Origin of the sequence: Pseudomonas sp. AU11447, from assembly GCF_001672555.2 — a bacterium.
GTDB classification, from domain to species: domain Bacteria; phylum Pseudomonadota; class Gammaproteobacteria; order Pseudomonadales; family Pseudomonadaceae; genus Pseudomonas; species Pseudomonas nitroreducens.
This window is the reverse complement of the sequence record NZ_LZDG02000018.1, coordinates 1-26,409: the sequence shown is the minus strand read 5'-3', so window position 1 is coordinate 26,409 and position 26,409 is coordinate 1. Positions and strand designations below refer to the sequence as shown.

At 59.9% G+C, this 26,409-nt stretch carries 22 protein-coding genes and 1 tRNA gene; 2 read left to right on the top strand and 21 right to left on the bottom strand.

Going from position 1 to position 26,409, the window contains the following annotated elements; genetic code table 11:
* Positions 1-2: 2 nt before the first annotated feature.
* The 19 genes from A6723_RS03720 to A6723_RS03630 all read right to left on the bottom strand — a co-directional run bounded on the left by A6723_RS03720 (position 3) and on the right by A6723_RS03630 (position 22,672).
* Entirely contained in the window at positions 3-3,716 is a 3,714-nt protein-coding gene (locus A6723_RS03720) for a glycosyltransferase (protein WP_054910732.1), read from the bottom strand.
* Entirely contained in the window at positions 3,713-5,023 is a 1,311-nt protein-coding gene (locus tag A6723_RS03715; RefSeq protein WP_054910731.1) for an ABC transporter ATP-binding protein, read from the bottom strand. The genes A6723_RS03720 and A6723_RS03715 overlap by 4 nt, the downstream gene beginning before the upstream one ends.
* Positions 5,013-5,831 (bottom strand): ABC transporter permease, encoded by an 819-nt coding sequence (locus A6723_RS03710; protein ID WP_054910730.1) that lies wholly within the window; start codon positions 5,829-5,831, stop codon positions 5,013-5,015. Before A6723_RS03710 ends, A6723_RS03715 begins: the two co-directional genes overlap by 11 nt.
* The gene (gene rfbC, locus A6723_RS03705) at positions 5,831-6,388 is read right to left on the bottom strand and encodes a dTDP-4-dehydrorhamnose 3,5-epimerase (protein WP_054910729.1); all 558 of its coding nucleotides are present in this window, start codon (positions 6,386-6,388) and stop codon (positions 5,831-5,833) included. The genes A6723_RS03710 and rfbC overlap by 1 nt, the downstream gene beginning before the upstream one ends.
* Entirely contained in the window at positions 6,388-7,269 is an 882-nt protein-coding gene (gene rfbA / locus A6723_RS03700) for a glucose-1-phosphate thymidylyltransferase RfbA (RefSeq protein WP_054910728.1), read from the bottom strand. The genes rfbC and rfbA overlap by 1 nt, the downstream gene beginning before the upstream one ends.
* The gene (gene rfbD / locus A6723_RS03695) at positions 7,266-8,174 is read right to left on the bottom strand and encodes a dTDP-4-dehydrorhamnose reductase (RefSeq protein ID WP_054910727.1); all 909 of its coding nucleotides are present in this window, start codon (positions 8,172-8,174) and stop codon (positions 7,266-7,268) included. The genes rfbA and rfbD overlap by 4 nt, the downstream gene beginning before the upstream one ends.
* Positions 8,171-9,229: a dTDP-glucose 4,6-dehydratase gene (rfbB, locus tag A6723_RS03690; protein ID WP_054910726.1), complete on the bottom strand. Its 1,059-nt coding sequence runs from the start codon at positions 9,227-9,229 to the stop codon at positions 8,171-8,173. Before rfbB ends, rfbD begins: the two co-directional genes overlap by 4 nt.
* A 4-nt stretch (positions 9,230-9,233) precedes the next feature.
* Complete coding sequence (locus A6723_RS03685) at positions 9,234-10,208, bottom strand: glycosyltransferase family 2 protein (protein ID WP_054910725.1); 975 nt, start codon at positions 10,206-10,208, stop codon at positions 9,234-9,236.
* Between the two features lie 333 nt (positions 10,209-10,541).
* A tRNA-Thr gene (locus A6723_RS03680) sits at positions 10,542-10,617 on the bottom strand.
* Between the two features lie 75 nt (positions 10,618-10,692).
* Positions 10,693-12,231, bottom strand: a complete 1,539-nt coding sequence (locus tag A6723_RS03675; RefSeq protein WP_054910724.1) for a DHA2 family efflux MFS transporter permease subunit — start codon at positions 12,229-12,231, stop codon at positions 10,693-10,695.
* A 13-nt stretch (positions 12,232-12,244) separates the two neighbouring features.
* Positions 12,245-13,429 carry an efflux RND transporter periplasmic adaptor subunit gene (locus A6723_RS03670; protein ID WP_054910723.1) on the bottom strand — a complete coding sequence of 395 codons (1,185 nt, stop codon included), beginning with the start codon at positions 13,427-13,429 and terminating at the stop codon, positions 12,245-12,247.
* 14 nt (positions 13,430-13,443) lie between these two features.
* Positions 13,444-14,925 (bottom strand): efflux transporter outer membrane subunit, encoded by a 1,482-nt coding sequence (locus A6723_RS03665; protein WP_054910722.1) that lies wholly within the window; start codon positions 14,923-14,925, stop codon positions 13,444-13,446.
* Positions 14,926-14,927: 2 nt separating this feature from the next.
* Positions 14,928-15,401 carry a MarR family winged helix-turn-helix transcriptional regulator gene (locus A6723_RS03660; RefSeq protein WP_024762232.1) on the bottom strand — a complete coding sequence of 158 codons (474 nt, stop codon included), beginning with the start codon at positions 15,399-15,401 and terminating at the stop codon, positions 14,928-14,930.
* 389 nt (positions 15,402-15,790) lie between these two features.
* Complete coding sequence (locus A6723_RS03655; protein WP_054910721.1) at positions 15,791-17,011, bottom strand: methyltransferase; 1,221 nt, start codon at positions 17,009-17,011, stop codon at positions 15,791-15,793.
* 66 nt (positions 17,012-17,077) lie between these two features.
* Positions 17,078-17,770 carry an ABC transporter permease gene (locus A6723_RS03650; protein WP_024762234.1) on the bottom strand — a complete coding sequence of 231 codons (693 nt, stop codon included), beginning with the start codon at positions 17,768-17,770 and terminating at the stop codon, positions 17,078-17,080.
* Complete coding sequence (locus tag A6723_RS03645) at positions 17,767-18,462, bottom strand: ABC transporter permease (protein WP_054910720.1); 696 nt, start codon at positions 18,460-18,462, stop codon at positions 17,767-17,769. The genes A6723_RS03650 and A6723_RS03645 overlap by 4 nt, the downstream gene beginning before the upstream one ends.
* A 55-nt stretch (positions 18,463-18,517) precedes the next feature.
* Positions 18,518-19,270, bottom strand: coding sequence for an ABC transporter substrate-binding protein (locus A6723_RS03640; RefSeq protein WP_024762236.1), 753 nt, complete (start codon positions 19,268-19,270; stop codon positions 18,518-18,520).
* A gap of 14 nt (positions 19,271-19,284) precedes the next feature.
* Positions 19,285-20,058, bottom strand: a complete 774-nt coding sequence (locus tag A6723_RS03635) for an ABC transporter ATP-binding protein (RefSeq protein ID WP_024762237.1) — start codon at positions 20,056-20,058, stop codon at positions 19,285-19,287.
* Positions 20,059-20,341: 283 nt separating this feature from the next.
* The gene (locus A6723_RS03630) at positions 20,342-22,672 is read right to left on the bottom strand and encodes an LTA synthase family protein (protein ID WP_065348181.1); all 2,331 of its coding nucleotides are present in this window, start codon (positions 22,670-22,672) and stop codon (positions 20,342-20,344) included.
* 424 nt (positions 22,673-23,096) lie between these two features.
* On the opposite strand from A6723_RS03630, the gene A6723_RS03625 reads away from it, so the two are divergent.
* Positions 23,097-23,408, top strand: coding sequence for a hypothetical protein (locus A6723_RS03625; RefSeq protein ID WP_054910718.1), 312 nt, complete (start codon positions 23,097-23,099; stop codon positions 23,406-23,408).
* A gap of 92 nt (positions 23,409-23,500) precedes the next feature.
* Positions 23,501-24,130: a hypothetical protein gene (locus A6723_RS31080; protein WP_175405522.1), complete on the top strand. Its 630-nt coding sequence runs from the start codon at positions 23,501-23,503 to the stop codon at positions 24,128-24,130.
* 60 nt (positions 24,131-24,190) lie between these two features.
* Here the strand turns inward: A6723_RS31080 and A6723_RS03620 are convergent, their stop codons facing one another.
* Both A6723_RS03620 and A6723_RS03615 read right to left on the bottom strand, forming a co-directional pair.
* Positions 24,191-25,477, bottom strand: coding sequence for an OmpP1/FadL family transporter (locus A6723_RS03620; protein WP_020302086.1), 1,287 nt, complete (start codon positions 25,475-25,477; stop codon positions 24,191-24,193).
* A 74-nt stretch (positions 25,478-25,551) separates the two neighbouring features.
* A partial coding sequence (locus tag A6723_RS03615) for an IS30-like element ISPpu17 family transposase (protein WP_065348180.1) occupies positions 25,552-26,409 on the bottom strand: 858 nt, incomplete at its 5' end.

Genomic DNA, 26,409 nt, shown 5'->3' with positions numbered 1-26,409 from the left:
CTTCAGGAGGCAAATACGGCAGTTAGCAGGTTTTCGAGTACAGCCTCGGGATAGTGGCGGGTGACGCCAACAGCCTGACTGCGAATGTGATTGCGCAACCCAAAGTCATTGATCAGGTTAGTGGCTGCCTTCAGGCATGCTTGCTCATCCTGGGTGTCGACCAGCAATCCGTTCACACCGGATTGGATGAACTCAGTTGGCCCGCCGTTGATCGGTGCCACGACGGCGGCGCCGCATGCCATTGCCTCCAGAGCTGTAAGGCCCATCGCTTGAAATGAAGAGAGATCAAGAAATACGTCGGTACGGCGTAGAAGCTCCGCAACCGCCTCGGGCGAGCATTCCCCGAGGTTCTCGTGCTCTACGTCGAAATCGAGTGCCTGGTAGTCCGGATCGCTGGCGTTGCTTCCGAAAACATGCAGGGAAATACGTGCCCCCAATTGCTGCTTGAGTTGCTTCAGTACGCGAGCAGTCAGCTCTGGTGCACGCCTGGGGGTGTTCGGTCTTAGCATGGCTGCTACACGAACCACGGTACCGGTCGGCTGGAAGATACGGGCGGGGAAATACTGTTCATCGTCGTAATCTATACCGATGACGCTGGCGGTTTGACCGCATTTCGCCTCCAGCGTCTGGCGGTTCCACTGTGTCTTGGTAATCAACTTTGCGGTGGGGACGAGTGAGTAGCTCTGCAGCGCCCGGGCATGCTCCGGATGGTTCGCCGAGAAAAAGTCAGGCTCATAGTCCTGTATGTAGTAAACGATTTTGGGCGCGTTGGCGCGCTTGGCTAGCGGCGCGAGCCATTCGACCGTCAGGTACAAGGTCGCAACGACCGCATCGAAGTTCATGGCCAGCTCGGCAACGGCGCCAGGGCTATCCACGAAATGCATGGGCAGTGTGTTATCTGGATAGCTGTCCAGGAAAATATCGCGATTGCTGGACAGGTTGACGATATGCGCGTCAATGCCCAATCGCCGAAGGCGATCGGCCTCCAGCAGAATGATGTTACCGCCACCACCAGCCGTTCGAGCGGGCAGCACGAAGAGCATGCGCTTACCCTGGAACTTTTCCGTCCGCGCCCGGGTTGCCTGTTTGCCATCTATGAGCGCCGCGCGTTGACGGATGTACTCCAAGGCCAGATGAGGCGCGGTGATACTCAGTTGACTATTGATAGCCGCCTGGCCGTGCTTATCCGCCAATTTGACCCCGGCAGAGGCTGCCAGCTCCTTGCGCCGGTCATGAGAGTAGCTTTTGGATTGGGCATGGAATACGTAGGCGTCGTCGGCAATTGCCAGTTTCCACCCGGCGGCGGCCGCACGGAGGCAATAGTCGTTCTCTTCGCCGTAGCCTTTGGCGAAAGTCTCTTCGTCGAACAGACCGATCTCGTTGATCAGTTCGCGATTGATCAGGAAGCAGAATCCATTGATGAAACCAACTTCTGGATATATCCCATGCGCCTCGCGAGCAACCTCGTTGGCGAAGTCCTGAATGCTGACACCCTCGGGGAGTGGATTGTCGGTCCAGTCACCAGCCTCGTCGAAGATCTTCGGCACTGATTGCCATGAGGCAGTGTTGCTGAGCGGGCCGACGATACCGGTGCGCGAGTCGTATTGCGCACAACGAACCAGCCTTTCCAGCCAGTACGGAGACACGATTGTGTCGCTGTTAAGCAGTACCACATAGTTCGCCGTCGAGAGTCGAAGACCGCAGTTGGCGGCTCGGGTGTAGCCGCCTGCCGTGTCATTGCGGTGGAGAGTGGCCCCTTGCTCGGTAGCATACTTTGACAAATAAGCCTGGGTTTCTGCACCGCTACCATCGTCGACAAGGATCAGGTTATATGGAGAAAGGGTGTAGCGAGCTACAGATTCCAGGCAGTGCCGGACATCGTCGAGTGCATTGTGCACGCACACGATGATGTCTACGGGAGAGTCCAAGCGGTGAACTTCGGCTGAGCGCTGGTGCTTTCGTGCAGTGACTACATCACTCTGGTGAGCTGGTTGGTAATGTCTGACCAACAATTGGCGTAAGCGTAAGCGCACGCCAGGAATGCCTTCGGATCGATAAACAGCTAGCGTCTTGTTGAATAGCAACTTAGGTGATGCATAGCGGCTGCGCGCCAGTTGGTAGGCTTGGGCAAACCGGCGTACACGTAGCACCGTGCGACCTGCCAAGCGAACCGGGGCGCTGAGTTTCCAGCTATTGCTGCTAAGAATTTCAACTATCTGGCCTTGCGCCCGATTCAGCTGATCCGTCAGTAGCTGTTGCTGTTGCTCGCGCTCGGAGAGTTTTGCTTGCAGGTCGCGAATAGCTTGTAGATCGCTGGATTGCTGGGTGTTCTGAGCGTGACGGCTTTTTTTCAACTCGTTTCCCAAGCGTTGAACTTCGCTTTCCAATTGCTCGCCTTTAAGATTAAGTTCGCCCTCTATTCGTGCCAACCGCTCCATCTCGTATTTCAGGCGCCGGACTTCATCCTCCAAAAAGTCGCCTTTGAGCTTGAGTTCCGTCTCGGTAAGCTTCAGCTTCTCCAGTTTTTCTCGATAAATTTCGAATTCGATCATTTGCTTTAGACTCGCCGGGGCGTCCGTGTATTTGCCTTTATTGCCTGAGTAATAAGCAATATGGCTCCTAATGATATTTTGCTCGTCGCGAGTGCCCAGGCGCATGCGTAGGTAGCCAAGGTCGAATATCAGTTCCTGTGGTACCAGATAGCCGAAGAGGTAGAAAGACAACGCCGCTACTCGCTGTGCTACGGGTAGTTGGGCAATGAAGCCATAGGAGCTGTCGCCCACGGCGTGTACGTCCTTGTCGCGCAGTAAAGCTTCCAAGCCGACGCTTGAATTGATTGTGACTAGCTTCTCTATGCGCTCTAAAAAGCAGGCAGAATCAGGTGAATAATCGACAATCAGCTTTTGTGTGTCCAAGTTGAACAAGCTGCCTGGATGGGCGCGAACTAGAATAGGCTCCCCCAGGTGGGAGATTTTCACGTGACTGATCAGGCTGCTGTTATCGTAGCCGTTGGAAAAGGCGATCAGGTTGGAGTCATCTTCTACTTGAAGTGCAACTCCAACCTGGACGGGATTGAGGTCCGTGTTTTCTTCATGTTTCCCGGCTGAGCGCACGAAGTAGCGAAGCAGCTCTGCCGTCGTAGCTTCAATGTCCAGCGGTTCACCCAGAGCTTCGAATCGCCTCTGGCATTCGGTGTTTCCGTTGACGCCGCAAAAGTCCAGATAAGCGGTATTCAGATAGTGCGGGCTTCGAAGCGGTCCCAGTTCCAGATGCAGGACAGGAATACCGCGCTGCTCAGCAAGATGCTCCAGTGTCGGGCAATTACACCAGGTTATGACCGCTTCCAGTTCGGGCTCATGGTCCAACGCCTGCGCTAGTTCATGACCTAGCGGTGGGATATTTTGGGTCAGGAACTCGCGAAAAACCTGAATAGGGTTGCCGTAATGTTTAGTGAGCAGTTCTTCGAACACACCCTCACGAAGGAGGTGAAAGGAGTGGCGCTCAAAAACTTCTGCTGTCGGGATTTTATAGCCAAGACGTTGGATTGCGTCGTCTGAGTGTTCCCAGCGTTGGGCATTGCCCGAAAGATCTAGATATTCCTCACCAGTGATGAAGTACAGTGGTTCGTCCACTTGAGTGAGGAATCGGTAGAATACCCAGAGGTATGGTGCGGGCAGCCCCCTGAATGGATAGGGAGGAAGGAATATCGCAATCATGCACCAATGTCCTGGCTGACCTTGATTGGAGAGAAGACCACACCAACTTGGTTGCGAGCTGACCAGAACTTTATCTGTTGCATTGGCCGTCGCTGGTCTAGCTCTTCACGTTCACCCTGCTTGATGCAGGCCAAGCCACAGTGAATGAGATAGTCACCTTGGCTTATGGGAAGCTTTGCCGAGTACTCGACTATCTGGGTCCCGGAGGCGAGGTTCAAGGTGTATCCAGCGTTCAGATTATTGTCTCCCCAGATGTCCGCGCCCTGGCTCCGGGAAATGGAAATCCCAAGTATTGCCTCGCTTATAGGCTCCGCCGCCATTAGCGTGATGCGGAAGGTCACTTCCTCGCCGCTCCTTAGAATGGGCTCTTCAGCCAGACTCTTGCCGTCAGACTTGATAACTTCCAGGCGGCGGATAATGGCGCGGGCTGAGCCAAAACGCTTTTCGTTGAGCTCTTTATTGGTTTCCGTATCCTGCAGTTGGCGAAGATGAGCGGTGTCCAGTTGGCATGGCGGGCTGTCATCGGTGGTCTCTGGAGTGACCTCGCTTTTCTGCTGGCTCAGCATTCCTTTTTCGTAGGCCAGGACGGCGGATAGGACGTCGGTGGTGTTGGTAGTGATACGTCCGCCATCGAGAACTATGCAACGGTCGGCGTAGTCCAGAATGCTTCCCGTGGAGTGAGTGACCATGATGATGGTCACTCCCTTCTTGCGTAGCGCTTCCATGCGTTTGAAGCATTTGTACTGGAAGCCGATATCGCCAACGGAAAGAGCCTCATCGACGATGAGTATCTCCGGGTCAACGCAAGCTTGCACGGCAAACGCCAGTCGAACATACATGCCGCTGGAGTAAGACTTTACGGGTTGATCGATGAAGTTGCCGATGTCGGCAAAGGCCTCGATTTCGGCGAAGCGCTGATCGATGTCTTCGGTACTCAAGCCTAGAACGTTGCCGTTCAAGTAAACGTTTTCGCGGCCGGTGAAGTCGGGGTTGAAGCCGGCGCCCAGTTCGAGCAGCGCGGCAATTCGGCCATTGACGTCAACGCTGCCCTGGGTTTGCGAGAGAGTGCCGCAAATTATCTGCAGAAGTGTCGACTTACCCGCACCGTTACGGCCGAGGATGCCCAAGGTTTCCCCTCGGCGAATATCCAATGTGATGTCCTGAAGTGCCCAGAACTCACGAAAGTACTGTTTGCCTGATCCAGTCAGGCGCGGAAGTACGAACTGCTTAAGGCGATCTCGCGGTGTATCATATATCTGATAACACTTGCTCAGGTTCTTGATGCTGATCGCTACTTCAGAGGACATCGGCGAACCCCTTGCGCGTTTTCTGGAACCAAGCAAATCCCAGCCAAAGAATGACGCAGGAAATCAGCATGGAGATGCCCAAGCCCTGCCAGTTCGGTTGCTGGCCAAAAATGAGCACAGCACGAGATTGCTCGATGGTCGAGGTCAGAGGATTGATCAGGAACAACGGTTGCAACTCAGCGGGCAGTGATGACAGCGGATAAAAGATGGGCGAAAGGAACATCAGTGCAGTCGTCAGAATTCCGATTACTTGTGATACGTCCCGCAGATATACGCCAGCTGAAGCCAGTAGCCAGGACAGACCCAGCGTGGCCAATATCAGCGGCAGGATAACTAATGGGAAGTAGAGCGCTTCTGGGTGAGGCATCCCAAAAATAATCGAATGGAAGATAAGCCAGACGAGGAGGCTGACGAGGCCATGGAACATGGCGGTAGCCAAGGAAACGACCGGGAGTATCTCTAAGGGGAAGATGATTTTCTTAACGTAGTTTGTGCTGTAGAGAATAATGTTTGGCGCTTTGGTAAAGGTTTCGGAAAATATATTGAAAATGATGAGGCCGGCGAACAGGATCAACGCGAACTCGGATTTGGATGCCCCACTTCCTCCCCAGCGAGCCTTGAAGACCACGCTGAAGACGAAGGTATAGACAGTCAACATCAGAATCGGGTTGAAGAATGACCAGAACGTGCCGAAGAAGGAGCCCTTATAGCGGCCCGCAATTTCCCGCCGGGTCAATTGTAGAATCAAGCTGCGGTTACGCCAGAGCGAGCGTGCAATCTCTGAGGGCGCAATGCTGTAATGGCGCATTACGCATAGGCCTCCGCCGCCGCGAATGGCAGGCCCTTCTGATCTTTTTCCGAAAGTTGCGGCACCGTGCCACCCAGTTTTTCGAGCATCCAGTCCACGTTCACCTCCGCATCGTTCCAGGCTAGGCAGCACTCATGCTGCGGCATGTAGTAGTCAGTGGTCTTGTAGAGAAAGTCCGCAGAATCGGAGAACACTACAAAACCGTGTGCAAATCCCTCAGGGACCCACAGTTGATGCTTGTTTTCCGCGCTCAACAGCGCACCCACCCATTTACCAAAAGTGGCTGAGGAGTGGCGCATATCGACGGCGATATCCAGGACTTCGCCGCTCACTACGCGGACCAGTTTTCCCTGTGGGTTCTGGATCTGATAATGCAGGCCACGTAACACGCCTCGGGCAGATCGCGAATGGTTGTCCTGAACGAATTTAACCGTGCGATCGATCGCTTTCTCGAATTGCTGGTGATTGAAGCTTTCGAAAAAGAAGCCTCGATCGTCACCAAATACCTTGGGCTCAAGGAGTACAACTTCCGGAATTGCGAGGCGGGTAGCTTTCATCAGTAAACAGTCTCAACCAGCAGGCGTTTCAGGTATTGGCCGTAACCGTTCTTGCTCAGTGGTGCGGCAAGGGCTTCAAGTTGCTCGGCGCTGATCCATTTCTGGCGGAATGCGATCTCTTCCGGGCAAGCGACCTTCAGGCCCTGGCGGTTCTCCAGGGTGGCGATGAAGTGACTGGCCTCCAGGAGCGAGTCGTGAGTGCCGGTATCCAGCCAAGCGTAACCGCGGCCCATGATCTCGACGGACAGTTCGTTGCGCTCCAAATACAGGCGATTGACGTCGGTAATTTCGAGTTCGCCGCGGGCTGAAGGTTTGATGCTCTTGGCGATATCGACGACCTGATTGTCGTAGAAGTACAGACCAGTAACGGCATAGCTAGACTTGGGCTTTGCGGGCTTCTCTTCCAGGCTGATCGCCTTGCCGTCGCCATTGAACTCAACCACACCATAACGCTCGGGGTCGTGGACGTGGTAGGCGAAGACGCTGGCACCGGTGGTGCGCTTCATCGCGCTCAACAGTAGTTCCTGGAATTCGTGGCCGTGGTAGATGTTGTCGCCCAGTACGAGCGCACAAGAATCGTTGCCGATGAATTCCTCGCCAATCAGGAACGCCTGGGCGAGGCCGTCGGGCGACGGCTGAACCGCGTATTGCAGGTTCAGGCCCCAGCGTTCTCCGTCGCTCAGCAATTGCTCGAAGCGCGGGGTGTCCTGTGGTGTCGATATGATCAGGATGTCGCGAATGCCTGCCAGCATGAGGGTGCTCAGCGGGTAGTAGATCATCGGTTTGTCATAGACCGGCAGCAACTGCTTGGAGATTGCCAGGGTTGCTGGGTGCAGACGGGTACCGGATCCGCCGGCGAGAATAATTCCTTTGCGCTTCATATTGCTCCCTGATCGACCAATTCTCTGATCATGCGTTGCGCGTGGTATTCCCAGTGAGGGAGTCGCACGTCGAAAGTACGTTGCAGCTTGTCGTTGGCCAGGCGGGAGTTCGCCGGGCGCTTGGCGGGTAGCGGATATTCGCTGGTCGCGATCGGTGCGACGTGCTCGGGCGTTGCCCGCAAGTCGATGCCGAGCCGGATGGCCTCGCCAATGACGAACTGTGCATAACCGTGCCAGCTGGTCTCACCTGAGGCTACCAGGTGGTAGGTGCCACTGGCACAGGCAATGAGTTCGCTGTCGTGTACAAGACGCTGCAGTGCCAGCGCAGTGATATCCGCAATCAGCTCCGCACTGGTCGGGGCGCCAAATTGGTCTGCAATCACTCGAAGCTCATCGCGTTCCTTGGCCAGGCGCAGCATGGTCTTGGCAAAGTTCGCGCCGCGGGTGGCATAGACCCAGCTGGTGCGGAATATCAGATGGCGGCAGCCACTTTCACGGATGGCGATTTCGCCTTCCAGCTTGGTCTGGCCGTAGACGCCAAGCGGCCCGGTTTGGGCGTCTTCGTCGAAGGGCGTATCGCCACTGCCGTCGAATACGTAATCCGTCGAATAATGAACCAGCCAGGCGTTCGCTTCCCGCGCAGCGCGGGCCATTACACCAACAGCGTCGGCGTTGACTTGGCGCGCGTTCTCGGCGTCGCTTTCAGCTTTGTCGACGGCGGTATAGGCGCCGGCGTTGACGATGACATCCGCTCCTTCAGCGGCAATCAACTGTTCCAGGCCGGGGAGATCACCAAGGTCGGCCTTGTTGCGGTCACAGACTACCAGTTGCGCCAGTGGGGACAGGGCGCGCTGGAGTTCCCAGCCGACCTGTCCGTTGGCGCCCAACAGAAGAATTTTTTTCATGCGTACTGCGTACCCACCCACTCGCGATAGGCGCCGCTCGTGACATTGCTGACCCAGTCGGCGTTATCCAGGTACCAGCGTACGGTCTTGCGGATACCGGTTTCGAAGGTCTCTGCCGGCTTCCAGCTCAACTCGCGCTCGAGTCGGGTGGCATCGATGGCATAGCGGCGGTCATGACCAGGGCGATCTTTGACAAAGGTGATCTGTTCGCGATAGCTCCGCCCGTCGGCACGGGGCTTTTCCTGGTCGAGGATGTCGCACAGGGTGTGGACGACGTCGATATTGGCTTTTTCGTTCCAGCCGCCGATGTTGTACGTCTCTCCCAGTTGCCCCGCTTCCAGAACCCGACGAATGGCGGCGCAATGATCTTTCACATAGAGCCAGTCGCGCACCTGCTGGCCATCGCCATAGATGGGTAGGGCTTTGCCTGAAAGGGCATTGTGAATGACCAGCGGAATCAGCTTCTCCGGGAAGTGATAGGGCCCGTAATTGTTGGAGCAGTTGGTGGTCAGGACGGGCAAGCCGTAGGTGTGGTGGTAGGCGCGAACCAGATGGTCGGATGCTGCCTTGGAGGCCGAGTAGGGGCTGTTGGGCTCGTACTTGTTGCTTTCGCGGAAGGCTGGGTCGTTCGGTCCGAGGGAGCCGTAGACTTCGTCGGTCGAGACATGCAGGAAGCGGAATGCGCCTTTGTCGGCATCGGCGAGTCCGCTCCAGTAGCTGCGGACTGCTTCCAGGAGGCGAAAGGTGCCGACGATGTTGGTCTGGATGAAGTCTTCTGGGCCGTGAATGGAGCGGTCGACATGGGACTCTGCAGCAAAATTCAGCACGGCGCGTGGCTGATGGTCGGCTAGCAGGCGCGATACCAGGTCGTGGTCACCGATATCTCCCTGTACGAACAGGTGGCGTGCGTCCGAATCGAGGCTCGCCAGATTCTGGCGGTTGCCGGCATAGGTCAGCTTATCGAGGCTGATGACTTTTTCATTATGGCCTGCCAGCCAGTCCAGAACGAAGTTGGCGCCAATGAAGCCGGCGCTGCCGGTAACAAGGAGAGTCATGGGGTCAGATCCTTTGGAGAATGGCCGCTGCAGCCAGGCCGAGCGTTCCTGAGAGTGATTGCCTGTGTACGCCGGACTGCCTGATCAACTGCAGGCGGCGGGCGAGTCCAGCAGCCCGAGCCTCTTCGAAAAGCTGCAGAGTCTGCCGGTTATGAGGGGTGAGGCGATTGCGAAAGTGAGCCAGGGCATGGAGGTTGGCGTCCATCCAGCTGCGGAAGGTCCCCTGGAACATTTTCCGAACGCGGGTCGCGCGCTCAAGCACCCCCGCATTGGAGCCCACCAAGTTCTTTTCGTGCTGCCGATAGCCAACGGTTGGCTCGCTCTCGTAGGCGACGACTCCGCCGCAACCGGTCACCAGCAGATAGGCCCACCAGTCATGGGAAATGATGTGTTCGTCGCTAGGCGTCTGTCGGAGCAATTCACGCGTGGCGTCATTGAACAGCATGGTATTACCGCCAGCGATGCTCTGGACGAGAGCGTTTTCGAACGAGGGCGGACGGCAGAACAGCGGCGAGAGGCCGATCGGGTTGCCCCGGACATCAATCAGGCGAGTGCGCGAACAGTACAGTGCCGGAAGATCGATAGCCACGTTTTGCAGCCAAGCGATTCCCCGTTCCAGATGATCGGGGTTCCAGAAATCGTCCTGGTCGCAGAAGGCGAAATAGCGCGACTGAAGGTCGTCCCGCCGCAGCAGGCTAAGGAAATTGGCGGCGAAGCCCCGATGAGGACCTTGCACGATAACCAGGCGATCTTCGCCCAGGCGAGAACGATAGTCCTGAAGGATGGTTAGGGTGGCATCGCAGGAGCCGTCGTCCGATGCGTAGATCGTCCAGTGCGGATGGGTCTGGGCGATCAGAGAGTCCAGCTGTTCTGCGAGAAAAGCTTCGCCATTGAACGTCGACATGAGAATGGCGACGTTCTTGGGGACGACTTCTGCACTAGGCGCTGTCCTGCTCAGAGAGAAGGTGGAAAACGTCAACGCTGGGCCTCCGGCGGATCCATCCGGTTTCTACGGTTCCGACATCCATGATCAGTGTTCACTGACTGGCACGAGTTGGCTCGCAGCCTGGGCGGGAAATTGAAGGAGCCGGCCATTATATGTATCGCGCTCGGGTAGTAAATCTGCATCTGAACTCAGAATAGTCCTACAAGGCGCATGTTTACCTCAATTTGTGAGTGCCATGCGAAATGGAGGGAGCTACCAAGGGGAGTTTGGAGTACGTTCGGCCGAAAAAGTTTCGTGGCCGACAGGCTGCATGGCCTGAGGCTTCCGGCCGAGGAGCGAGAGGAAGGAATACGCGAGGGGGGATAATGGTGCCGGCACCAGGAGTCGAACCCGGGACCTACTGATTACAAGTCAGTTGCTCTACCAGCTGAGCTATACCGGCAAGGAGGGCGGCCATTATAGCCATGCCAACCTTTGTGTAAACCACTGATTTGTCAGACTGATCCGACAGTTTCTGTCAGTGTCCTCCGGCCGTCGCCGCGCCGGGCTTGGCGCCGAAGGGTGGCTTAGCCAGGCAGATGATGACCAGCATGGCGAGGAACAGCCAGCCGAGCAGCGTGAAGTAATCGATGGTGCTGATCATGTAGGCCTGGCTTTCCACCATGCGTTCGAGCAGGGCGGCGCTGTGCTGGCCGGGTCCGCCCAGTTGTTCGACGGTGGCGCGGGTGGCCGGGTCGTACTGGCTGATGTTCTCGGTCAGGTAGGCGTGGTGCATGGTGGCGCGGCGGTTCCAGATCCAGGTGGTGAGGGACGCGGCGAAGCTGCCGGCGAGGGTCCGCAGGAAGGTCGCCAGGCCCGAGCCGTCGGCGATCTGGTCCGGCGGCAGGTCGGAGAGCAGGATGCTCAGGATCGGCATGAAGAAGAATGCCACGCCAAGGCCCATGAACAGTTGCACCAGGGCGATGTGCATGTAGTCGACGTCAGTGGTGAAGTCGGCGCGCATGAAGCAGGTCGCCGCCATCGCCAGGAAGGCCAGGCCTGCCAGCAGGCGAAGATCGAAATTGTTCGCGTAGCGGCCGACGAGCGGCGACAGGAAGACCGGCAGGATGCCGATCGGCGCTGCCGCCAGGCCCGCCCAGGTAGCGGTGTAACCCATCTGCGTTTGCAGCCACTGCGGCAGCAGCAGGTTCATGCCGAAGAAGCCGGCGTAGCCGCCAACCAGTGCCATGGTTCCTACCGTGAAGTTGCGGTGCACGAACAGTCGCAGATTGACGATCGGGTGCTTGTCGGTCAGCTCCCAGATCACGAAGACCGCCAGGGCGATCACCGCGATGACCGTGCCACCGATGATAAAGCCGGATTCGAACCAGTCCAGGTCATTGCCCTTGTCGAGCACGATTTGCAACGCCCCGACGCCGATCACCAGCATCGCCAGGCCCATGTAGTCCATCGGCGCGTGCTTGATCACGACCGGGCGGGCGCGCAGTTGCTGGTAGACGACCATGGCGGCGAACAGGCCGATGGGCACGTTGATGAAGAAGATCCACGGCCAGCTGTAGCTGTCGGTGATCCAGCCGCCGAGGATGGGCCCGGCAATGGGCGCTACCACCGTCACCATCGCCAGCAGTGCCAGTGCCATCCCCCGTTTCGCTGGGGGATAGATGGAGATCAGCAGGGTCTGGGTAATCGGGTAGAGCGGCCCGGCAACGAAGCCCTGGATGGCACGGAAGCCCACCAGCATGCCCATCTGCTGCGCGACGCCGCAGAGGAACGAGGCAATCACGAAGAGCAGGGTGGCGGCGATGAACAGCCGCACTTCGCCGATCTTCCGGCTGAGCCAGCCGGTCAGCGGCAGGGCGATGGCGTTGCTCACCGCGAACGAGGTGATGACCCAGGTGCCCTGCTCGGAGCTGACCCCTAGGTTGCCGGAGATGGTCGGCAAGGCGACGTTGGCGATAGTGGTGTCGAGCACCTGCATGAAGGTCGCCAGCGATAGGCCGATGGTGGCCATGACCAGGCTGGGTGGGCTGAAACTGCTGCTGTTCTGCTGGCTCATGGCGGCGGTCGGATCAGCGCTGCGCGGTGCTGTGGCTGGCGTCGGCCAGGTTGGCCTGGATCAGCTTCTCGATCAGCTGGTCCGCGGAGGCCAATTGTTCCTGGTAGATGTCGGTGGAGAACACCGCCTCGTGCGGCGCCTGCTGGGCTAGAGCGGGGCCACTCTGGTCGTGCAGGCTGACGTTGACGTCCATGGACAGGCCGATGCGCAGGGGATTCTTCGCCAGCTCCTCGGCGTTGACGCGGATGCGCACGGGTACGCGCTGGACGATCTTGATCCAGTTGCCGGTGGCGTTCTGCGCCGGCAGCAGGGAGAAGGCGCTGCCGGTGCCGACGCCGAGGCTGTCGACGGTGCCGGAGTACTTCACTTCGCTGCCGTAAAGATCCGAGCGGATCTCTACCGGCTGGCCGATGCGCATGTGCTTGAGTTGGGTTTCCTTGAAGTTGGCGTCGATCCACACCTGGTCCAGCGGAATCACCGCCATCAGCGCGGCGCCCGGCTGCACGCGCTGGCCGACCTGCACGGTGCGCTTGGCGACGTAGCCGGTGACCGGCGCGATGATCACCGCACGTGCATCGTCCAGGTACGCCTGGCGCAGCTTGGCAGCGGCAGCCTTCACGTCAGGGTGGGAAGCAATCACGGTGTCGTCGACCAGCGCGCGATTGGTGTCCAGTTGCTGTTCGGAGGTGGTCAGCGAGCTGCGCGCCGTGTCCAGCGCGTCGCGGGCGTGGGCCAGTTCTTCCTGGGAGATGGCGCCGTCGCTGGCCAGGTGCTGGCGGCGCTTGAAGTCCGCCTCGGCCTTGGTCAGGGCGACTTTCTTGGCGGCCACGTCGGCCTTGTAGCCGTCGACGTTGCTGAACAGCCCACGCACCTGGCGAACGGTACGCGCGAGATTGGCTTCAGCCTGCTGCAGGGCGATGTCGGCATCGCTGGGGTCGAATTTCACCAGTACCTGGCCCTTGTGCACCAGGTCGCCGTCATCGGCGCCGATGCTGACTACGGTGCCGGTGATCTGCGGGGTGATCTGCACGATGTTGCCGTTCACGTACGCATCGTCGGTGTCTTCGTGCCAGCGGCCGTAGAGGATTTCCCAGGCGACGCTGGCGAGGCCGGCCAGGATGACGACGGCGAGCAGGATCAGCAGCCAGCGCTTGCGCTTGGGATTGCTGCTCGGGGTTTCTTGCGTTGCGGTGCTCATGTCGGGTGCCTCGTTCAGTGCGCGGCGGCCGCGTTCGCCTGGGCGAGCGGGGCGGGAGTGGAAGTGGTGTCGGGCTGATAGCCACCGCCCAGGGCCTGGATCAGTTGCACCGAGAGGTCGATGCGCTGGGCGTCCAGGCTGGCCAGTTGGCGTTCGGCGAGGAGCAACTGTTGTTGCACGCTGAGGGCGTCGAGGTAGTTGCCGACACCTTCGCCATAACGGCGCATGGCCAGGTCGAAGTTGGATTTGGCGATGTCGCGGGCATCGCGCTGGTCGTCGATCTGCTGCTCCAGCGAGCGCAGCTTGCCGAGGTCGTCGGTGACTTCGCCCAAGGCATTGACCAGGGTCTTGTTGTACTGGGCGACAGCCAGGTCGTAGTCGGCGTCTTTCCCGGCGAGGTTGGCGCGCAGGCGGCCGCCGTCGAAGATCGGCAGGGAGATTGCCGGGGCTATCTGGAAGAAGCGGCTCGGCGCCTTCAATACGTCGCTGGTGTGCAAGGCAGCCAGGCCGACCATCGCGCCCAGGTTCAGGTTGGGATAGAACTCGGTCTTCGCCGAATCGATGCTTTTCGACGCGGCTTCGACGCGCCAGCGTGCGGCAACGATGTCCGGGCGGCGGCCCAGCAGTTCAGCCGGCAGGTTCGACGGCAGGGTCAGCGCGCCAGGCTTGAGCTCCTGCGGGCGCTGCAGTTCCTGGCCGCGGTCCGGGCCCTGGCCGAGCAGGACGGCCAGGGCGATGCGATCGCTGGCGATGTCCTGTTCCGCCGCTGCCAATTGCTGCTTGGCGCTGGCGACCTGGGTTTGCGTCTGTTGCAACTGAACCTTGCTGTCGAGGCCCGCGTCCATGCGCTTCTGGCTGAGCTGGAAGAGATGCTGGGAGCGGTCCAGCTCGTCGCGGGCCAGGTCGCGCGCAACGAAGGCGTGGGCCAGTTCGCTGTAGGCACGGGCGACGTTGGTGGAAAGGGTGATCGATGCGGCCTGGCGGTCGACTTCGGCGGCGTTGGCCTGGCCGAGTGCGGCCTCCCAGGCATCGCGCTGACCGCCCCACAGGTCGAGGTCGTAACTGAAGCTCGCCGACAGGTATTTCACCGCCGAGTAGCGACCGCCGGTCGGCGCCGGCAGGACGCTTTCCGGCGCGCGGATGCCGGCATAACTGGCAGTGCCCTTCACGCTGGGCATGCGCTCGGCGTCCTGCGCCTGGGCGGCCGCTGTGGCCTGGCGGGCGCGGGCGTCGGCGATTTGCAGGTCCGGGGTGCCACGCAGGGCTTCGTCGATCAGGCTGTCCAGTTGCGCATCGCCCAGGCCGGTCCACCAGCGTTCGCTGGGCCAGGCGGCGGGCGACAGCGGAGTTCCGTCGAGACTGACGCCGGCCTTCAGGCTGGCGGGATCAACGGCCTTGCCACTGGCGCTCAGGCCCGAATAGTTGGCGCAGCCTGCAAGGCCGAGCACGGTAGCGAACACGGCCGCCGGCAGCAGGGCAATACGAGGAGGTTTCATCTTCACTTCTCCTGCGCCGGGCAGCTGGCCGCGGCGCCGTGGGCGCGCAGGATCTTGTCGAGCAGGCCGGTGAGGGTCTGCAGTTCGTCGCTGGAAAGTCCGCCGACCAGTTCGTTCATGGCCGCGGCAGCGATGCGCGGCGCCTCGTCGTTCACCGCCTGGCCCGCAGCGCTCAGGCTCAGGCGCACGCTGCGGCGATCGTTGGGACAGGGCTGGCGCAGCAGCAGGTCCTTGCGCGACAGGCGGTCGAGCATGCGGGTCATGGAGCCGCTGTCGATCGACAGCTCGCGGCACAGCTCGGCCGGGGTGTTGGCGCGGTCGTTGCCGATGAAGAACAGCACCTTGAACTGCGCGGCGGTGATGTCCAGGTGCGCCAGGTGCTTGTCCAGCAGGCGATCCTTGAGGATGGCGGTGGCGCCCAGCAACTGGCCGATGGAGCCTTTGAACGGAAAGTCCGCGACGTCGTAGTGATTCATGTCAAAACAGATAGCTGCTTAGGCAGTGAAATGTTTCGAAATGATACTGCCTAGGCAGCGATTGACAAGGTGCGATTGTCGCGATTGCGCAACAATCCGTTCGACGAAGCGCAATTGGGACGTGATTGGCAACAGGGATGGTTGATTTCCTACGACCTTGGCGGCTCTTTATGCACAACGGAGAAAGCTTTAGGGCACAAATCGCATATGCCTTGTGATGGCAATCACGAAAGTTCGTAAGTTTCTGTTTTCTAAAGAATTATTTTTCGTGTACAGAAAATGATCAGATCGCAGCGAGACGGTCTGGCCGGTAAGGAAGGTGGCGTTTTTCCTGGGTTACGAACAGAGTTATCCACAGGGCCTGTGGGTGAAGCTCTGGAACGCCCGTCTCAGATGCGTTCAGCCAGCAACAGCAGGTTGCGCGGGGTCATTCGCGTGGCGCAGAAGGCGCCCAGGGTGGCGCGATAGCCCTGCTCCTCGAGGAATAAGGCGCGGTCGAGCAGCAGCCAGAGCTCCATGGGCCGGCGGAACAGTCCGCGCACCAGTTCGAGGTTGCGGACTTGGGCCAGTCGCTGCCAGCCTCGGGCCTCCAAATGGAGCCAGTCGACCACGGCAGGCAGGTGGAGGCCCTTGAGCGCGGCGAGATCACGACAGTAATCGGCGAAGGATTTGTCCAGCCAGGTCGGTGATACGGGCGGGACGGGCAGGTAGTCGTCACTGTCGCGGACCTCCCGCTGCAGCAGGTCGAATGCCAGTCGACGTGCCATCGAAGCATCGCGCTGACGGCGCACGCGGGCACCGGCGGTCACGGTTTCGGCCAGCGGCAGGCGGAGGTCTTCGCGCGAGAGTCGGAGCGTGGAGCTTTGCGCGGCGTTTGAGAGCGGCTGGTAGTGTTCGCTATCGATGCGGTTGTAGCAGCAGGGTGCAACCGCAAGCTGGCGGCAGCCGTGAGTGCTGGCGAGCTGCAACAGGCGCACGTGCAGGTCGCCGCAGGCGTGCAGGGCGACGGCAGTGTGCCCGGCTTGGAGGTGCTCGTGAGCGTTCGGGGCGAGCACGTCCTGCTGGTGATGCCGGGCCTGCAACTGAAGCCGATCACTCAGGCGCTGGCCATCTTCAACCAGTGCACTGTCGAATTCCAGGCTCAACAGTGGCTTGCCGTCGCGGGCCAGCAGGCGGCCCAGATGACCTTTGCCGGCGCACCAGTCGAGCCATTGCTGCGGCGCCTCGGTGAAGTGCAGGCAGCTGGCGAAGGCTTCGATCTGCTGCCACTTGCGGCCGGGTACATCGACCGTCAGCAGGTTCGGCAGCTTCCCCATAGGCGTTGCCGGGAGCGCGCCGACGACGGACAGTTCGGCGGCCCTGGCAGCCAACGTGGGGAAGGGGGCGGGGGCGTCGAGTTGCTGCGGCGCGTTGTGCACCGTATCGGCGTCTTCGAGACTGCGATTGCGCAGCCAGGTGGCCAGTTCGGGGTGCTCGTGCTCCCAAGGCAGCTCCAGCGCCGTGAACGGTTTGGGCCGCCATAGCGCCTGGTGCTCCAGCAGGTAGGCATCCAGAGCCAGGAAGCGCTGGAGCAGGTCGGGGCCGGTCAGGGGAGTGTCGTTCGGGAGCACGGTGCGAAGCGGGAGAAAGCCACGGGGCGCGCATTATAGCGACCCCGTGGGGGAGCGGCGCGCCGGTCAGCGGCCTTGCATGGAGTCGACCTTCAGCCAGCGTTCCAGCAGGCGGAAGATGCGGGTCAGCAGGAGGGTGATGACCAGGTAGAACACCCCGGCGAGGCAGAAGAACAGCATGGCCTCGTAGGTGCGCGCGATGATGGTGCGGGTCATGCCCATGATGTCGAACAGGGTCACGGTGTAGACCACGGCGCTGGCCTTGAGCATGAGGATCACCTCGTTGCTGTAGGCCGGCATGGCGATGCGCGCGGCGCGCGGCAGGATGATGTGGAACAGCGCCTGGCGGCGGGACATGCCCAGCGCGCGGGCCGCCTCTACTTCACCCACCGGGATGGCGTGGATGGCGCCCCGTAGGATTTCGGCGATGTAGGCGGCCGTGTGCAGGGTCATGGTCAGCAGGGCGCACCAGTACGGGTCGCGCAGGTATGGCCAGAGCGGCCCCTTGCGCACGCTTTCGAACTGGGCGAAGCCGTAGTAGACGATGAACAGCTGCAGCAGCAGCGGTGTGCCGCGGAAGAAGAAGATGTAGGCGTAGGGCACGGCGCGCACGTACCAGTGCCGCGAGGCGCGGGCGATGCCCAGCGGTACGGCGAGGCACAGGCCGGCTACCACGGCGATGGCCAGCAGCTCCAGGGTCAGGGTGGCGCCCTGGAGCATCTTCGGCAGCCATTTGAGGATCAGCTCGAGATCGGTCATAGCTCGTTCCTCACGAAGCCGCGGCCGGCGCGACGCTCAAGGAAGTGCAGGGCGGCCATGATGAAGACGGTCAGGCCCAGGTAGATGAAGGCCGCAGTCATGTAGAAGGTGAAGGGTTCCTTGGTCGCGTTGGAAGCGACCTGGGCCTTGCGCATGATTTCGTCGAGGGTGATCAGCGAGACCAGCGCGGTGTCCTTCAGCAGAATCAGATAGAGGTTGCCCAGGCCCGGCAGCGCCACGCGCCACACTTGCGGCAGCACGATACGCCAGAAGATGCGCGGGGCGGAGAGCCCCAGCGCCTGGCCGGCTTCGCGGTGGCCCTTGGGAATCGCTAGTAGCGCGCCACGGAACACCTCGGTGGCGTAGGCGCCGAAGCACAGGCCCAGGGCACAGGTGCCGGCGGCGAAGGGCGACAGGGCGAATTCGGGGTAGCCGAACAGGTCACCGATGGCGTTCAGGCCGGCCACGGTGCCGAAATAGATCATCAGTACCCAGAGCGTCTCGGGTACGCCGCGCACCACGGTGGTGTAGAAGCCGCCGAGCATGCGCAGGAAGCTGTTGTTCGAGGTCTTGGCGACGGCGCCGAGCAGGCCGAGGACCAGTCCCACGCAGACTGCGGCGAGCGAGAGCTTGAGCGTCATCCAGGTGCCGGCGATCAACTGATCGCCAAAGCCGTGCAGGTCGAAAATCATGGGGAGTCACGCCTGAAGGCGCGCGCCGCCCGGCAAGGGCGGCGCGGCACGTGCATCAGTAGATGCTGAAGGGGAAGTACTTGTCGTTGATCTTCTTGTAGGTACCGTCGTCGACGATTTCCTTCAGAGCGGCGTTCAGCTTCTCGCGCAGCGGGTCGCCCTTGCGTACGGCGATGCCGATCTTGTCGTTGTCGAATACCGGCTCGCCCTTGAACTCGAAGTCCTTGCCGGCGTCGCTCTTCAGCCAGTCGTACTGCACGAACTTGTCGGCCAGCACGCCGTCGAGGCGGCCCGAGGACAGATCGAGGTAGGCATTTTCCTGGGTGTCGTACAGCTTGATGGTGACGACGTCGGACATGTTGTCCTCGAGCCAGGTGCCAGCGATGGTCGCGCGCTGCGCACCGATCACCTTGCCTTTCAGGTAGCCCTTGTCGGTCTTGAAGTCGGTGGACTTGGGCGCCACGAACTGCAGCTTGTTGGTGTAGTAGGGGTTGGTGAAGTCGACTGCCTGCTTGCGCTCGTCGGTGATCGACATGGAAGCGACGATGAAGTCGAACTTCTTGGCGTTCAGGGCCGGAATGATGCCGTCCCAGTCCGAAGTGACGACTTCGCATTCGGTCTTCATCTTGGCGCACAGCGCCTTGCCGATGTCGAGGTCGAAACCGACGACCTGGCCGCTGGCGTCGATACCGTTGAAGGGCGGGTAGGCGCCTTCGGTACCGATGCGCAGTTTGTCCGCGGCGATGGCCTGGCTCCCCAGTGCAAAGGTGGCCGCGATAGCCAGAACGATCTTCTTATAGTTGTTCATGCAGTGATGCTCCGTTAGCGGTGGCTGGACATGAATTGTTTACAGCGTGCCGATTGCGGGTTGTCAAATACCTGCTGCGGCGGTCCCTGCTCTTCTACCAGGCCCTGGTGGAGGAACACCACCTCGCTGGAAACCTGGCGGGCAAAGTTCATTTCGTGGGTCACCAGCAGCATGGTGCGACCCTCCTCGGCAAGCGCGCGGATTACGTTAAGCACTTCCTGGACCATTTCCGGGTCCAGTGCCGAAGTCGGCTCGTCGAAGAGGATGACCTTGGGTTGCATCGCCAGCGTACGGGCGATGGCGGCGCGCTGCTGCTGGCCGCCGGAAAGCTGTGCGGGGAAGCTGTGGCGCTTGTCGGAGATGCCGACCTTGGCCAGCAGGGCCTCGGCGATCTCGGTGGCCTCGGCCTTGGTCTTGCCCAGCACACGGCGTGGCGCCTCGATGATGTTGTCGAGGATGCTCATGTGCGGCCAGAGGTTGAAGTTCTGGAAGACGAAGCCCAGTTCGCTGCGCAGGCGATTGATCTGCTTGCCGTCCGAGGCGACCAGCGAGCCGTCCTTGGATTTCTTCAGCTTGAGTTCTTCACCGGCGACCAGGATCTGGCCCTGGTGGGGGTTCTCCAGCAGGTTGATGCAACGCAGGAACGTGGATTTACCGGAACCGGAGGAGCCGAGAATGGAAATCACATCGCCGTCGCGGGCGGTCAGGGAAATGCCTTTGAGCACTTCCAGGTCACCGTAACGCTTGTGCAGGTTACGGATTTCCAGTGCGGGTATGGCCGTGGCCATTGGGGGCTCCTCTATTGTTATTCGGACGCTTTCGCAGCAGGTCACTGCAGAATCGGGGCCATCCTGGCGAGGGGCAACCTAACATGCACTCCGGAGTGCGCCAAGCGCCTATCTGCCGCGGTCGTCGGCTGTAGTGGCAAGTTGTCGCATTGCCGCTCGGCGTTGTCGCCTGGGCTGAACTAGGCGCGCCGGATGAGGGCGTCCGATGGTGGCGCGGGGGCGGGATAGTGCCAGTTTGTACCGGCCAGTAAAAGTCCGGCGGCCTCTGGGCCGCCGGTTCGGATCACTGCATCATCTGCCGTAGTTGCGGGCTCGGATCTTCCACCGCCTCGGCGGGCGTGATGTCGTCCTGGGATTCCGGTGGCTGGCTGGCCATCAGGTTCGGATGCCCGGACAGGCGCGGGATCGGCAATGGCTTGGCGTCGGCCAGGCCGGTACCGCCAGCCTCGGTCGCATTGATCGAGGATTTGCGCGGTTGCGTCAGCACGTGGAAATCGGTGATCTCGATGATGCCCTTGCCTTCGGCCAGCAGGTGGAAGGAGAACGCCTTGCGCGCTTCCTCGTTATCGAAGCCGAAGGTTACTTCCAGCGGCTGGTTGCGCTTGACCAGCGGGAGCTCGGGAATCTCGATCGGTACCGGCTTCTCGAAGGAGCGCGTCCTGAGCGTCACTTTCGCTCCATTGGCGTCCATCTGGATTGCGCGGATCTTCAGGCTCACCGTGGTGTGGGTGTTGGCCGGGAACTCCAGATACTGCGCGCCGATCAGGTTGTCGGTGTACTCGTTGTCGATCTGCGGCTTCAGGCGGATGCGTTCCTTGGTCGCGAACTGGTACTCGCGGGCCGACTGCGCCTTGGTCACCGACTGGTCGAGGATATCGGCGCGAGCGGTCATCAGGCGGGCATCGCGGCCACTGTAGCGCCCGACGAACTTGGCGCTGTCGGCGATGAAGCCGTCACTCTGGTAGCGCCGGCAGACCTGCTGGAAGTCGCACTCGGTGAAGTTGCCCTTGCCGTCGTGGTAACGCTGCATGCCGTTGGTGAAGGAGACCATCTCCCGTCCATTGGAGTATTCACGGAACAGCGAGCGGCCGGCGATATCCTGTGGCGCCTTGATGGCGAAGTAGTCGAGCACCGAGGATTCCATGTCGACGTGACCGTAGACGCCGGCCTTCACGGGCGGCAGCGCGGCCTGTTCCGGTGCAAGAATCAGGTTCAGGCCCCAGGCCGAGGCAAGGCGCACGTTGTCGATGCCATGGGATTCGTCGGAGGTAACGATCACCAGGGTGTCCTTCAGCACGCCTTTTTCTTCCAGGCCCTTGAGGAAGGCATCGACGGCGTCGTCCAGGTAGGCGACGGCCGCCTGTCGCGGTGTCGGGTACTTGGCCAGGTACTCCGGAGTGGCCGAATACGGCTGGTGGGTGCCGACGGTGAGCAGTGTGAGCATCCACGGTTGTTTCTTCTGGCGCAGCTGGCCGACATAGTCCAGTGCCCCTTCGAAGAAGGCCTTGTCGTCCATGCCCCAGGCGAACTCCAGGTAGGGCTTCTTCTTGAACCAGTCGCGGCCCAGGGTTTTGTCGAAGCCCATGGCCGGCATGACCTTGTCCTTGGCCATGAAGCGCAGCCCGGCCCCCTGCAGGAAGTGGGTGCTGAAGCCGGCCTGGTGCATCTGCGCCGGCAGGCATTCGGCGGCGCGGGTCGGGTTGCCCAGCAGCTCGACGCCCTTGGGTGTGCCGTTGTCCAGCTTGCTGTAGTCGCCGCAGAGCATGGCGTAGAGACCGCGGATGGTCTGGTGGCTATGCACTACGTAGTCCGGGGTGGTCATGGCGCGCTCGGCCCAGGTGCTCAGGCGCGGCATCATCGATTCTTCGTAGCTGCTGCTCAGTGCGGCACGGTTGGTGGCCACGTAGGCGCCTGGAATACCTTCCATGGCGATGATCAGCACGTTCTTCGCCTGGCCGCGGCCGGCCAGCAGCGGCGTGCCGTTGAGATCGTGCTGGGTCAGGCCGGTGACGTCCGGGCGGACTTCCGGAAGGTCGCGGTCGCGCCAGTCCTGATAGGCCATCTCGCCGCTGGTGACAGCGCGGGAGACAAGCTGGTGCGGCAGGTTGAACTGCTTCCACATTTCCGCATCGCTGGGCTGGAAGTACTGCACGGCGGCGTGGCTAGCCAGCAGGACCGCCGGCACGGCATAGGCGTAGCGCGGCAGCGGCTTCTCGCGGCGGCGCCAGAGCAATGCGCTGAGCAGGATGCCGGCGCCGATCAGGATCGCCAGGTGCAGGTGGTTGAGACCACCGCCCTCGGTGGAGTTGGCGACGAAGGTCGGGTCGGCAAGGAAGTGCAGGTCTTCCGGTGCGGGCATACGGCCCACGGCGCTGACCAGTTCGGCGGTGCCGATCACCGACAGCGCCCAGACCAGCATCACCGGAATCGCGATGAACAGTCGTCGATTATGCAGCGCGACGACCAGCAGTGTGCCGAGTGCCAGGTCCGACAGGTAGCCCAGCGGGGAGCCCCAGCCAAGGCTGTAGCGGCCGATCAGCGGGATCAGCAGGAAAAGGGCAGACAGAGAAACCAGGTTGCCCCGGGAATTCCACCAGCTAATGAGTTTGCGCACAGTGACTCCGCTACCAAACATCGAATCCCGGAGGGTATCCCACTCAAAGTGTGGAAATCGTCCGGATGGTCATGATTCTGAAAGATCGGTGTGCTATGCGCCAGTAGACACTGTACTTAGGCAAACATTCGATACGAATCGCGGGGGCGTGCCGGGGCGAGGGAGTGACTTGTTCGGACGGGAATGAAAAAGCCCCTGAAATCTCGCGATTTCAGGGGCTTTTCGGAAGGCTTGGTGCCAGGGACGGAATCGAACAATTCTCTATGGGCAGCATGGCTGTAGGGTTCAGCCATTTGTCGGATGGTTTCTACTCACAAATCTACTCACTTTTGTGCGGGTGACCTTGTAATCGCTTCAAGCGTTCAGTTGATGACGTTGGTGATTTTGTAATGGCAGAATGCCTCTTGCGGACACGGAGGTCTCCATGAAGAAGCTCATCGGCTTAGCGATTGTGGTGATCGTTGCGATTGCCATCTACACCCAGATCACGATCTTCGTGGTGCCGCCAATCGGCGCAGTGCCCGAAGGGCGTACAGTCATCATGCTTCGTTTGAACAAGACGAATTTCATCGATAGCGCCGACGCAATGTGTGAGCGCATTCAGGGTGGCGTTAGCCTTCTGTGCCGCGGCTTCACAATGGCCGCTGTTGTGAACAACACAACGATACTGGCTCGTCTGCCCTACTCTCGCTCCTTGTATTTGGTTTCTACGGGTGGGAAAACCTACGACCGCTGAAGCGTGGAGACGGGACTGATTCTTTCCTAAAGACAAGGAGGTTGCCATGAAGGCCGCTTTACTTCGCAACCGTCTGTGCACTTCGAAAAAAAATGGGCATAGCCTCCACGGTTAAGCCTGCAACCACACCAACTCAAACGCCCAACGCAAAAAAACGCGAGATAGTAAAATTGCCGCAGGAGCTGGTCAGTCAGCTGGGGGTGCGATCTGATCAGGACCTATCCACTGAGTTCGGTTTCACCCTGCACTACCTGAAGAAAGAGCGCAAAGCCCGGGGCATTTCGAGTGTAAATGTGCCTAAGTACCCCGAAGAAATGTTGTCCTTGCTTGGGAAGGTAGCCGATCGTGATTTGGTGGCCAGGTTTGGCTACTCATCAACCACACTTTCAATACTTCGAAAGAAGTTGGGGATCAAGCGGCACCATAAGGTCTGGACGGCCGAACGCATTGCGTTACTGGGCAAAATTAAAGACTCAGAGGTCGCGGCCTTGCTCGGCGGCGCATTTACAAAAGGATCGGTCGGTCAATGTCGTCGCTCCCTGGGAATACCTATTTGCCGAGGACCAAGAAATGGCGCCCCAACTGCCCTTTTCCTCTCGCTCAGTCGGGGCTTAACCAGCGGGAAGATGGAAGCATTGCCAAGCGCACAACCAGGTGAGACCGGACAATTGACTCAATTTCCGCTAGTCCCTGGTTCAGAAGCCAATTCGTTTCAAGCCTAAGCCAAAGGATTAAAAAAAGCCCCAGCACATGGCTGGGGCTTTTGTTAGACCAACTAACGCTTAGAAGCGATAGGTCAGGCCGAGGCCGAGGCCGTGTGCGCTGTTTTCATACTTGGCGTTGTAGGTGGTGTTTACACCTGGGGCAAGAGGCTTCGAGCTGCTGACTTTAACGTCTTCCTCCATCAGGTAGGAGTATGCCATGTCGACAGTGATGTCTTCGGTTGGGCTCCAGCCAGCACCAAGGCTGAACACGGTGCGGTCGCCGGTCGGGATCCGTGGCGAACGATCTTCGTTGTTGGTAGGCGACTGGTCGACCGAGAGGCCGGTACGCAGAGTCCATTCTTTGTTGACCTTGTAGCTAGCACCGATGGCGTGGGCCCAAGTGTCGTGCCAGTTCTGTGGCTCACTGATAGTGCCAATTGCGCCAGAGCTGCCGCCCAACTGCGCAGGTACGCCACTATTGTTGACTGTGATGTCCTCCAGGCGGCTCCAGCGGGTCCAGGTGCTGCCGACGTAAAGGGTCACGTCGTCGGTCAGCTCGTGGGTAACCGAGAAATCCACGGACTCAGGGGTCTTGATTTTCAGTGAGGCATCAAACTTGGTGCCACTGAAAACGCTGAACGGAGCACCAGTGATCCTTGTTTTGCCGTCGAGCTTGTAATCAACCATCGAGTGGTAGGTTAGACCTAGACGCGTGCTGTCAGTGGCCTGGATCATGACGCCGATGTTGTAGCCAACGGCAGTGTCGTCCCCGCTGATTTTCACTTCGCCGTCGTTCGTACCAGCAAAGTTGCTGCGGACATCAGACTTCAATGTGCCGTCAATACGGTTGATGGTCGGACCGAAACCGATCGAAATCTTGTCATTGAAGGCGTAGCTGACGGTCGGCTGCAGAGTCACAACCGAAACTTTGCTGTAGCTACCGAAGTAACGGCCGGCAAATCCGTTTTCATAATCGGTGGCCAGGCCGAACGGTGCGTAAATACCAAATCCGACCGCCCATTGATCATCAATTGGCTTGACGTAATAGCCCATCGGTACGCCAACGGTGGGAACCATGTCGCCATCGAAGCTGCCGCCTGGGGAATTGCTGCCGTCTCTGCTGATATCTGACTTGGCGAGAATGGCAGCCGCGCCTACGGTCACTTGTTCCCGCTTAAGGCGTGCCATACCGGCTGGGTTACCAAATACAGTGCTGGCGTCATCGGCAGAAGAAGAGCGGCCGGCAAAACCAGTGCCCATCCCGCTGATGCTTTGTTCGTTAAGAGCGAATCCAGCGGCGAAGAGTTGAGTGGATGCCACGGCCACAGCGAAACCGATGGTGTTCTTGAGAAGCACTTTTTTCATTATTATTAATCCTTGGTGGTCAGCGCCGACGAAATTACCAATAAAATGCTCGCAACGCCATAGCCTGCCTGAATTCAACACATAAGTGCAACGCTCACCCCTGTATGCACTTCGTACGGCGTCTTCCAGCCCAAGCGCTTGCGCGGGCGTAGATTGATCCTCGCTACTGTCCGATTGACGGCTTCGACGGTCAGCTTGCTGAAGTCGCTGCCCTTGGGGAAATACTGGCGGAGCAGACCGTTGGTGTTTTCATTGGTGCCACGTTGCCAGGATGAATAGGGGTCTGCAAAAAAGACCTGGCACTGGCTCCGTAGCGCGATGCGTTCATGCCCGGCAAACTCCCTTCCGTTATCCAGCGTCAGCGTGTGAGCGGCATGGCCCTGAAGCATCAGATTGATCGCCCGCGTTACCTGCCGGCGCGTTCTGCGCTTGACCGGATAGGCGCTCAGATAGCCGCTTTTGCGATCAACCAGGGTCACCAGGTTACCGCCCAGTCCATGTACCGTATCGCCCTCCCAGTCCCCCAGGCGCTCGCGGCTTTCGACCTCGGCTGGGCGTTCACTGATTGACACGCGATTACGCAGCTGCCCGCGCCGATCGTGGCTTCCATAGCGTTTCCGGTAGCGCTTTCGGCGATGTCGCAGATAGGTATAAAGCTCACCACCGGCGCGCTGTTCGGCGGCAATGAACCGATAAATCCACTCATGGCTGACCGCCCGGCTTGGCTGCTCCTGCTTCAACCGCTGGGCGATCTGCTCCGGACTCATGCCATGCTTGAGCCACACCGGGAGATGATGGCTGAGCCATGTCGCCGGCTTGCAAAACTTGCGCGCACCCGCTCGACGAGCATCACTTTCATGGGCCGCAGAAACAGCCTTGTAGATATTCTGGGTGCTGTTGCGGCGAACCTCGCGACTGATCGTCGAGGGATG

Bases quoted from the DNA above. Each gene is read 5' to 3' on its own strand.
- A6723_RS03720 (WP_054910732.1), bottom strand. From the start codon at position 3,716: ATGATTGCGATATTCCTTCCTCCCTATCCATTCAGGGGGCTGCCCGCA.
- A6723_RS03715 (WP_054910731.1), bottom strand. From the start codon at position 5,023: ATGTCCTCTGAAGTAGCGATCAGCATCAAGAACCTGAGCAAGTGTTAT.
- A6723_RS03710 (WP_054910730.1), bottom strand. From the start codon at position 5,831: ATGCGCCATTACAGCATTGCGCCCTCAGAGATTGCACGCTCGCTCTGG.
- rfbC (WP_054910729.1), bottom strand. From the start codon at position 6,388: ATGAAAGCTACCCGCCTCGCAATTCCGGAAGTTGTACTCCTTGAGCCC.
- rfbA (WP_054910728.1), bottom strand. From the start codon at position 7,269: ATGAAGCGCAAAGGAATTATTCTCGCCGGCGGATCCGGTACCCGTCTG.
- rfbD (WP_054910727.1), bottom strand. From the start codon at position 8,174: ATGAAAAAAATTCTTCTGTTGGGCGCCAACGGACAGGTCGGCTGGGAA.
- rfbB (WP_054910726.1), bottom strand. From the start codon at position 9,229: ATGACTCTCCTTGTTACCGGCAGCGCCGGCTTCATTGGCGCCAACTTC.
- A6723_RS03675 (WP_054910724.1), bottom strand. From the start codon at position 12,231: ATGAGCCAGCAGAACAGCAGCAGTTTCAGCCCACCCAGCCTGGTCATG.
- A6723_RS03670 (WP_054910723.1), bottom strand. From the start codon at position 13,429: ATGAGCACCGCAACGCAAGAAACCCCGAGCAGCAATCCCAAGCGCAAG.
- A6723_RS03665 (WP_054910722.1), bottom strand. From the start codon at position 14,925: ATGAAACCTCCTCGTATTGCCCTGCTGCCGGCGGCCGTGTTCGCTACC.
- A6723_RS03660 (WP_024762232.1), bottom strand. From the start codon at position 15,401: ATGAATCACTACGACGTCGCGGACTTTCCGTTCAAAGGCTCCATCGGC.
- A6723_RS03650 (WP_024762234.1), bottom strand. From the start codon at position 17,770: ATGACCGATCTCGAGCTGATCCTCAAATGGCTGCCGAAGATGCTCCAG.
- A6723_RS03645 (WP_054910720.1), bottom strand. From the start codon at position 18,462: ATGATTTTCGACCTGCACGGCTTTGGCGATCAGTTGATCGCCGGCACC.
- A6723_RS03640 (WP_024762236.1), bottom strand. From the start codon at position 19,270: ATGAACAACTATAAGAAGATCGTTCTGGCTATCGCGGCCACCTTTGCA.
- A6723_RS03635 (WP_024762237.1), bottom strand. From the start codon at position 20,058: ATGGCCACGGCCATACCCGCACTGGAAATCCGTAACCTGCACAAGCGT.
- A6723_RS03625 (WP_054910718.1), top strand. From the start codon at position 23,097: ATGAAGAAGCTCATCGGCTTAGCGATTGTGGTGATCGTTGCGATTGCC.
- A6723_RS31080 (WP_175405522.1), top strand. From the start codon at position 23,501: ATGGGCATAGCCTCCACGGTTAAGCCTGCAACCACACCAACTCAAACG.
- A6723_RS03620 (WP_020302086.1), bottom strand. From the start codon at position 25,477: ATGAAAAAAGTGCTTCTCAAGAACACCATCGGTTTCGCTGTGGCCGTG.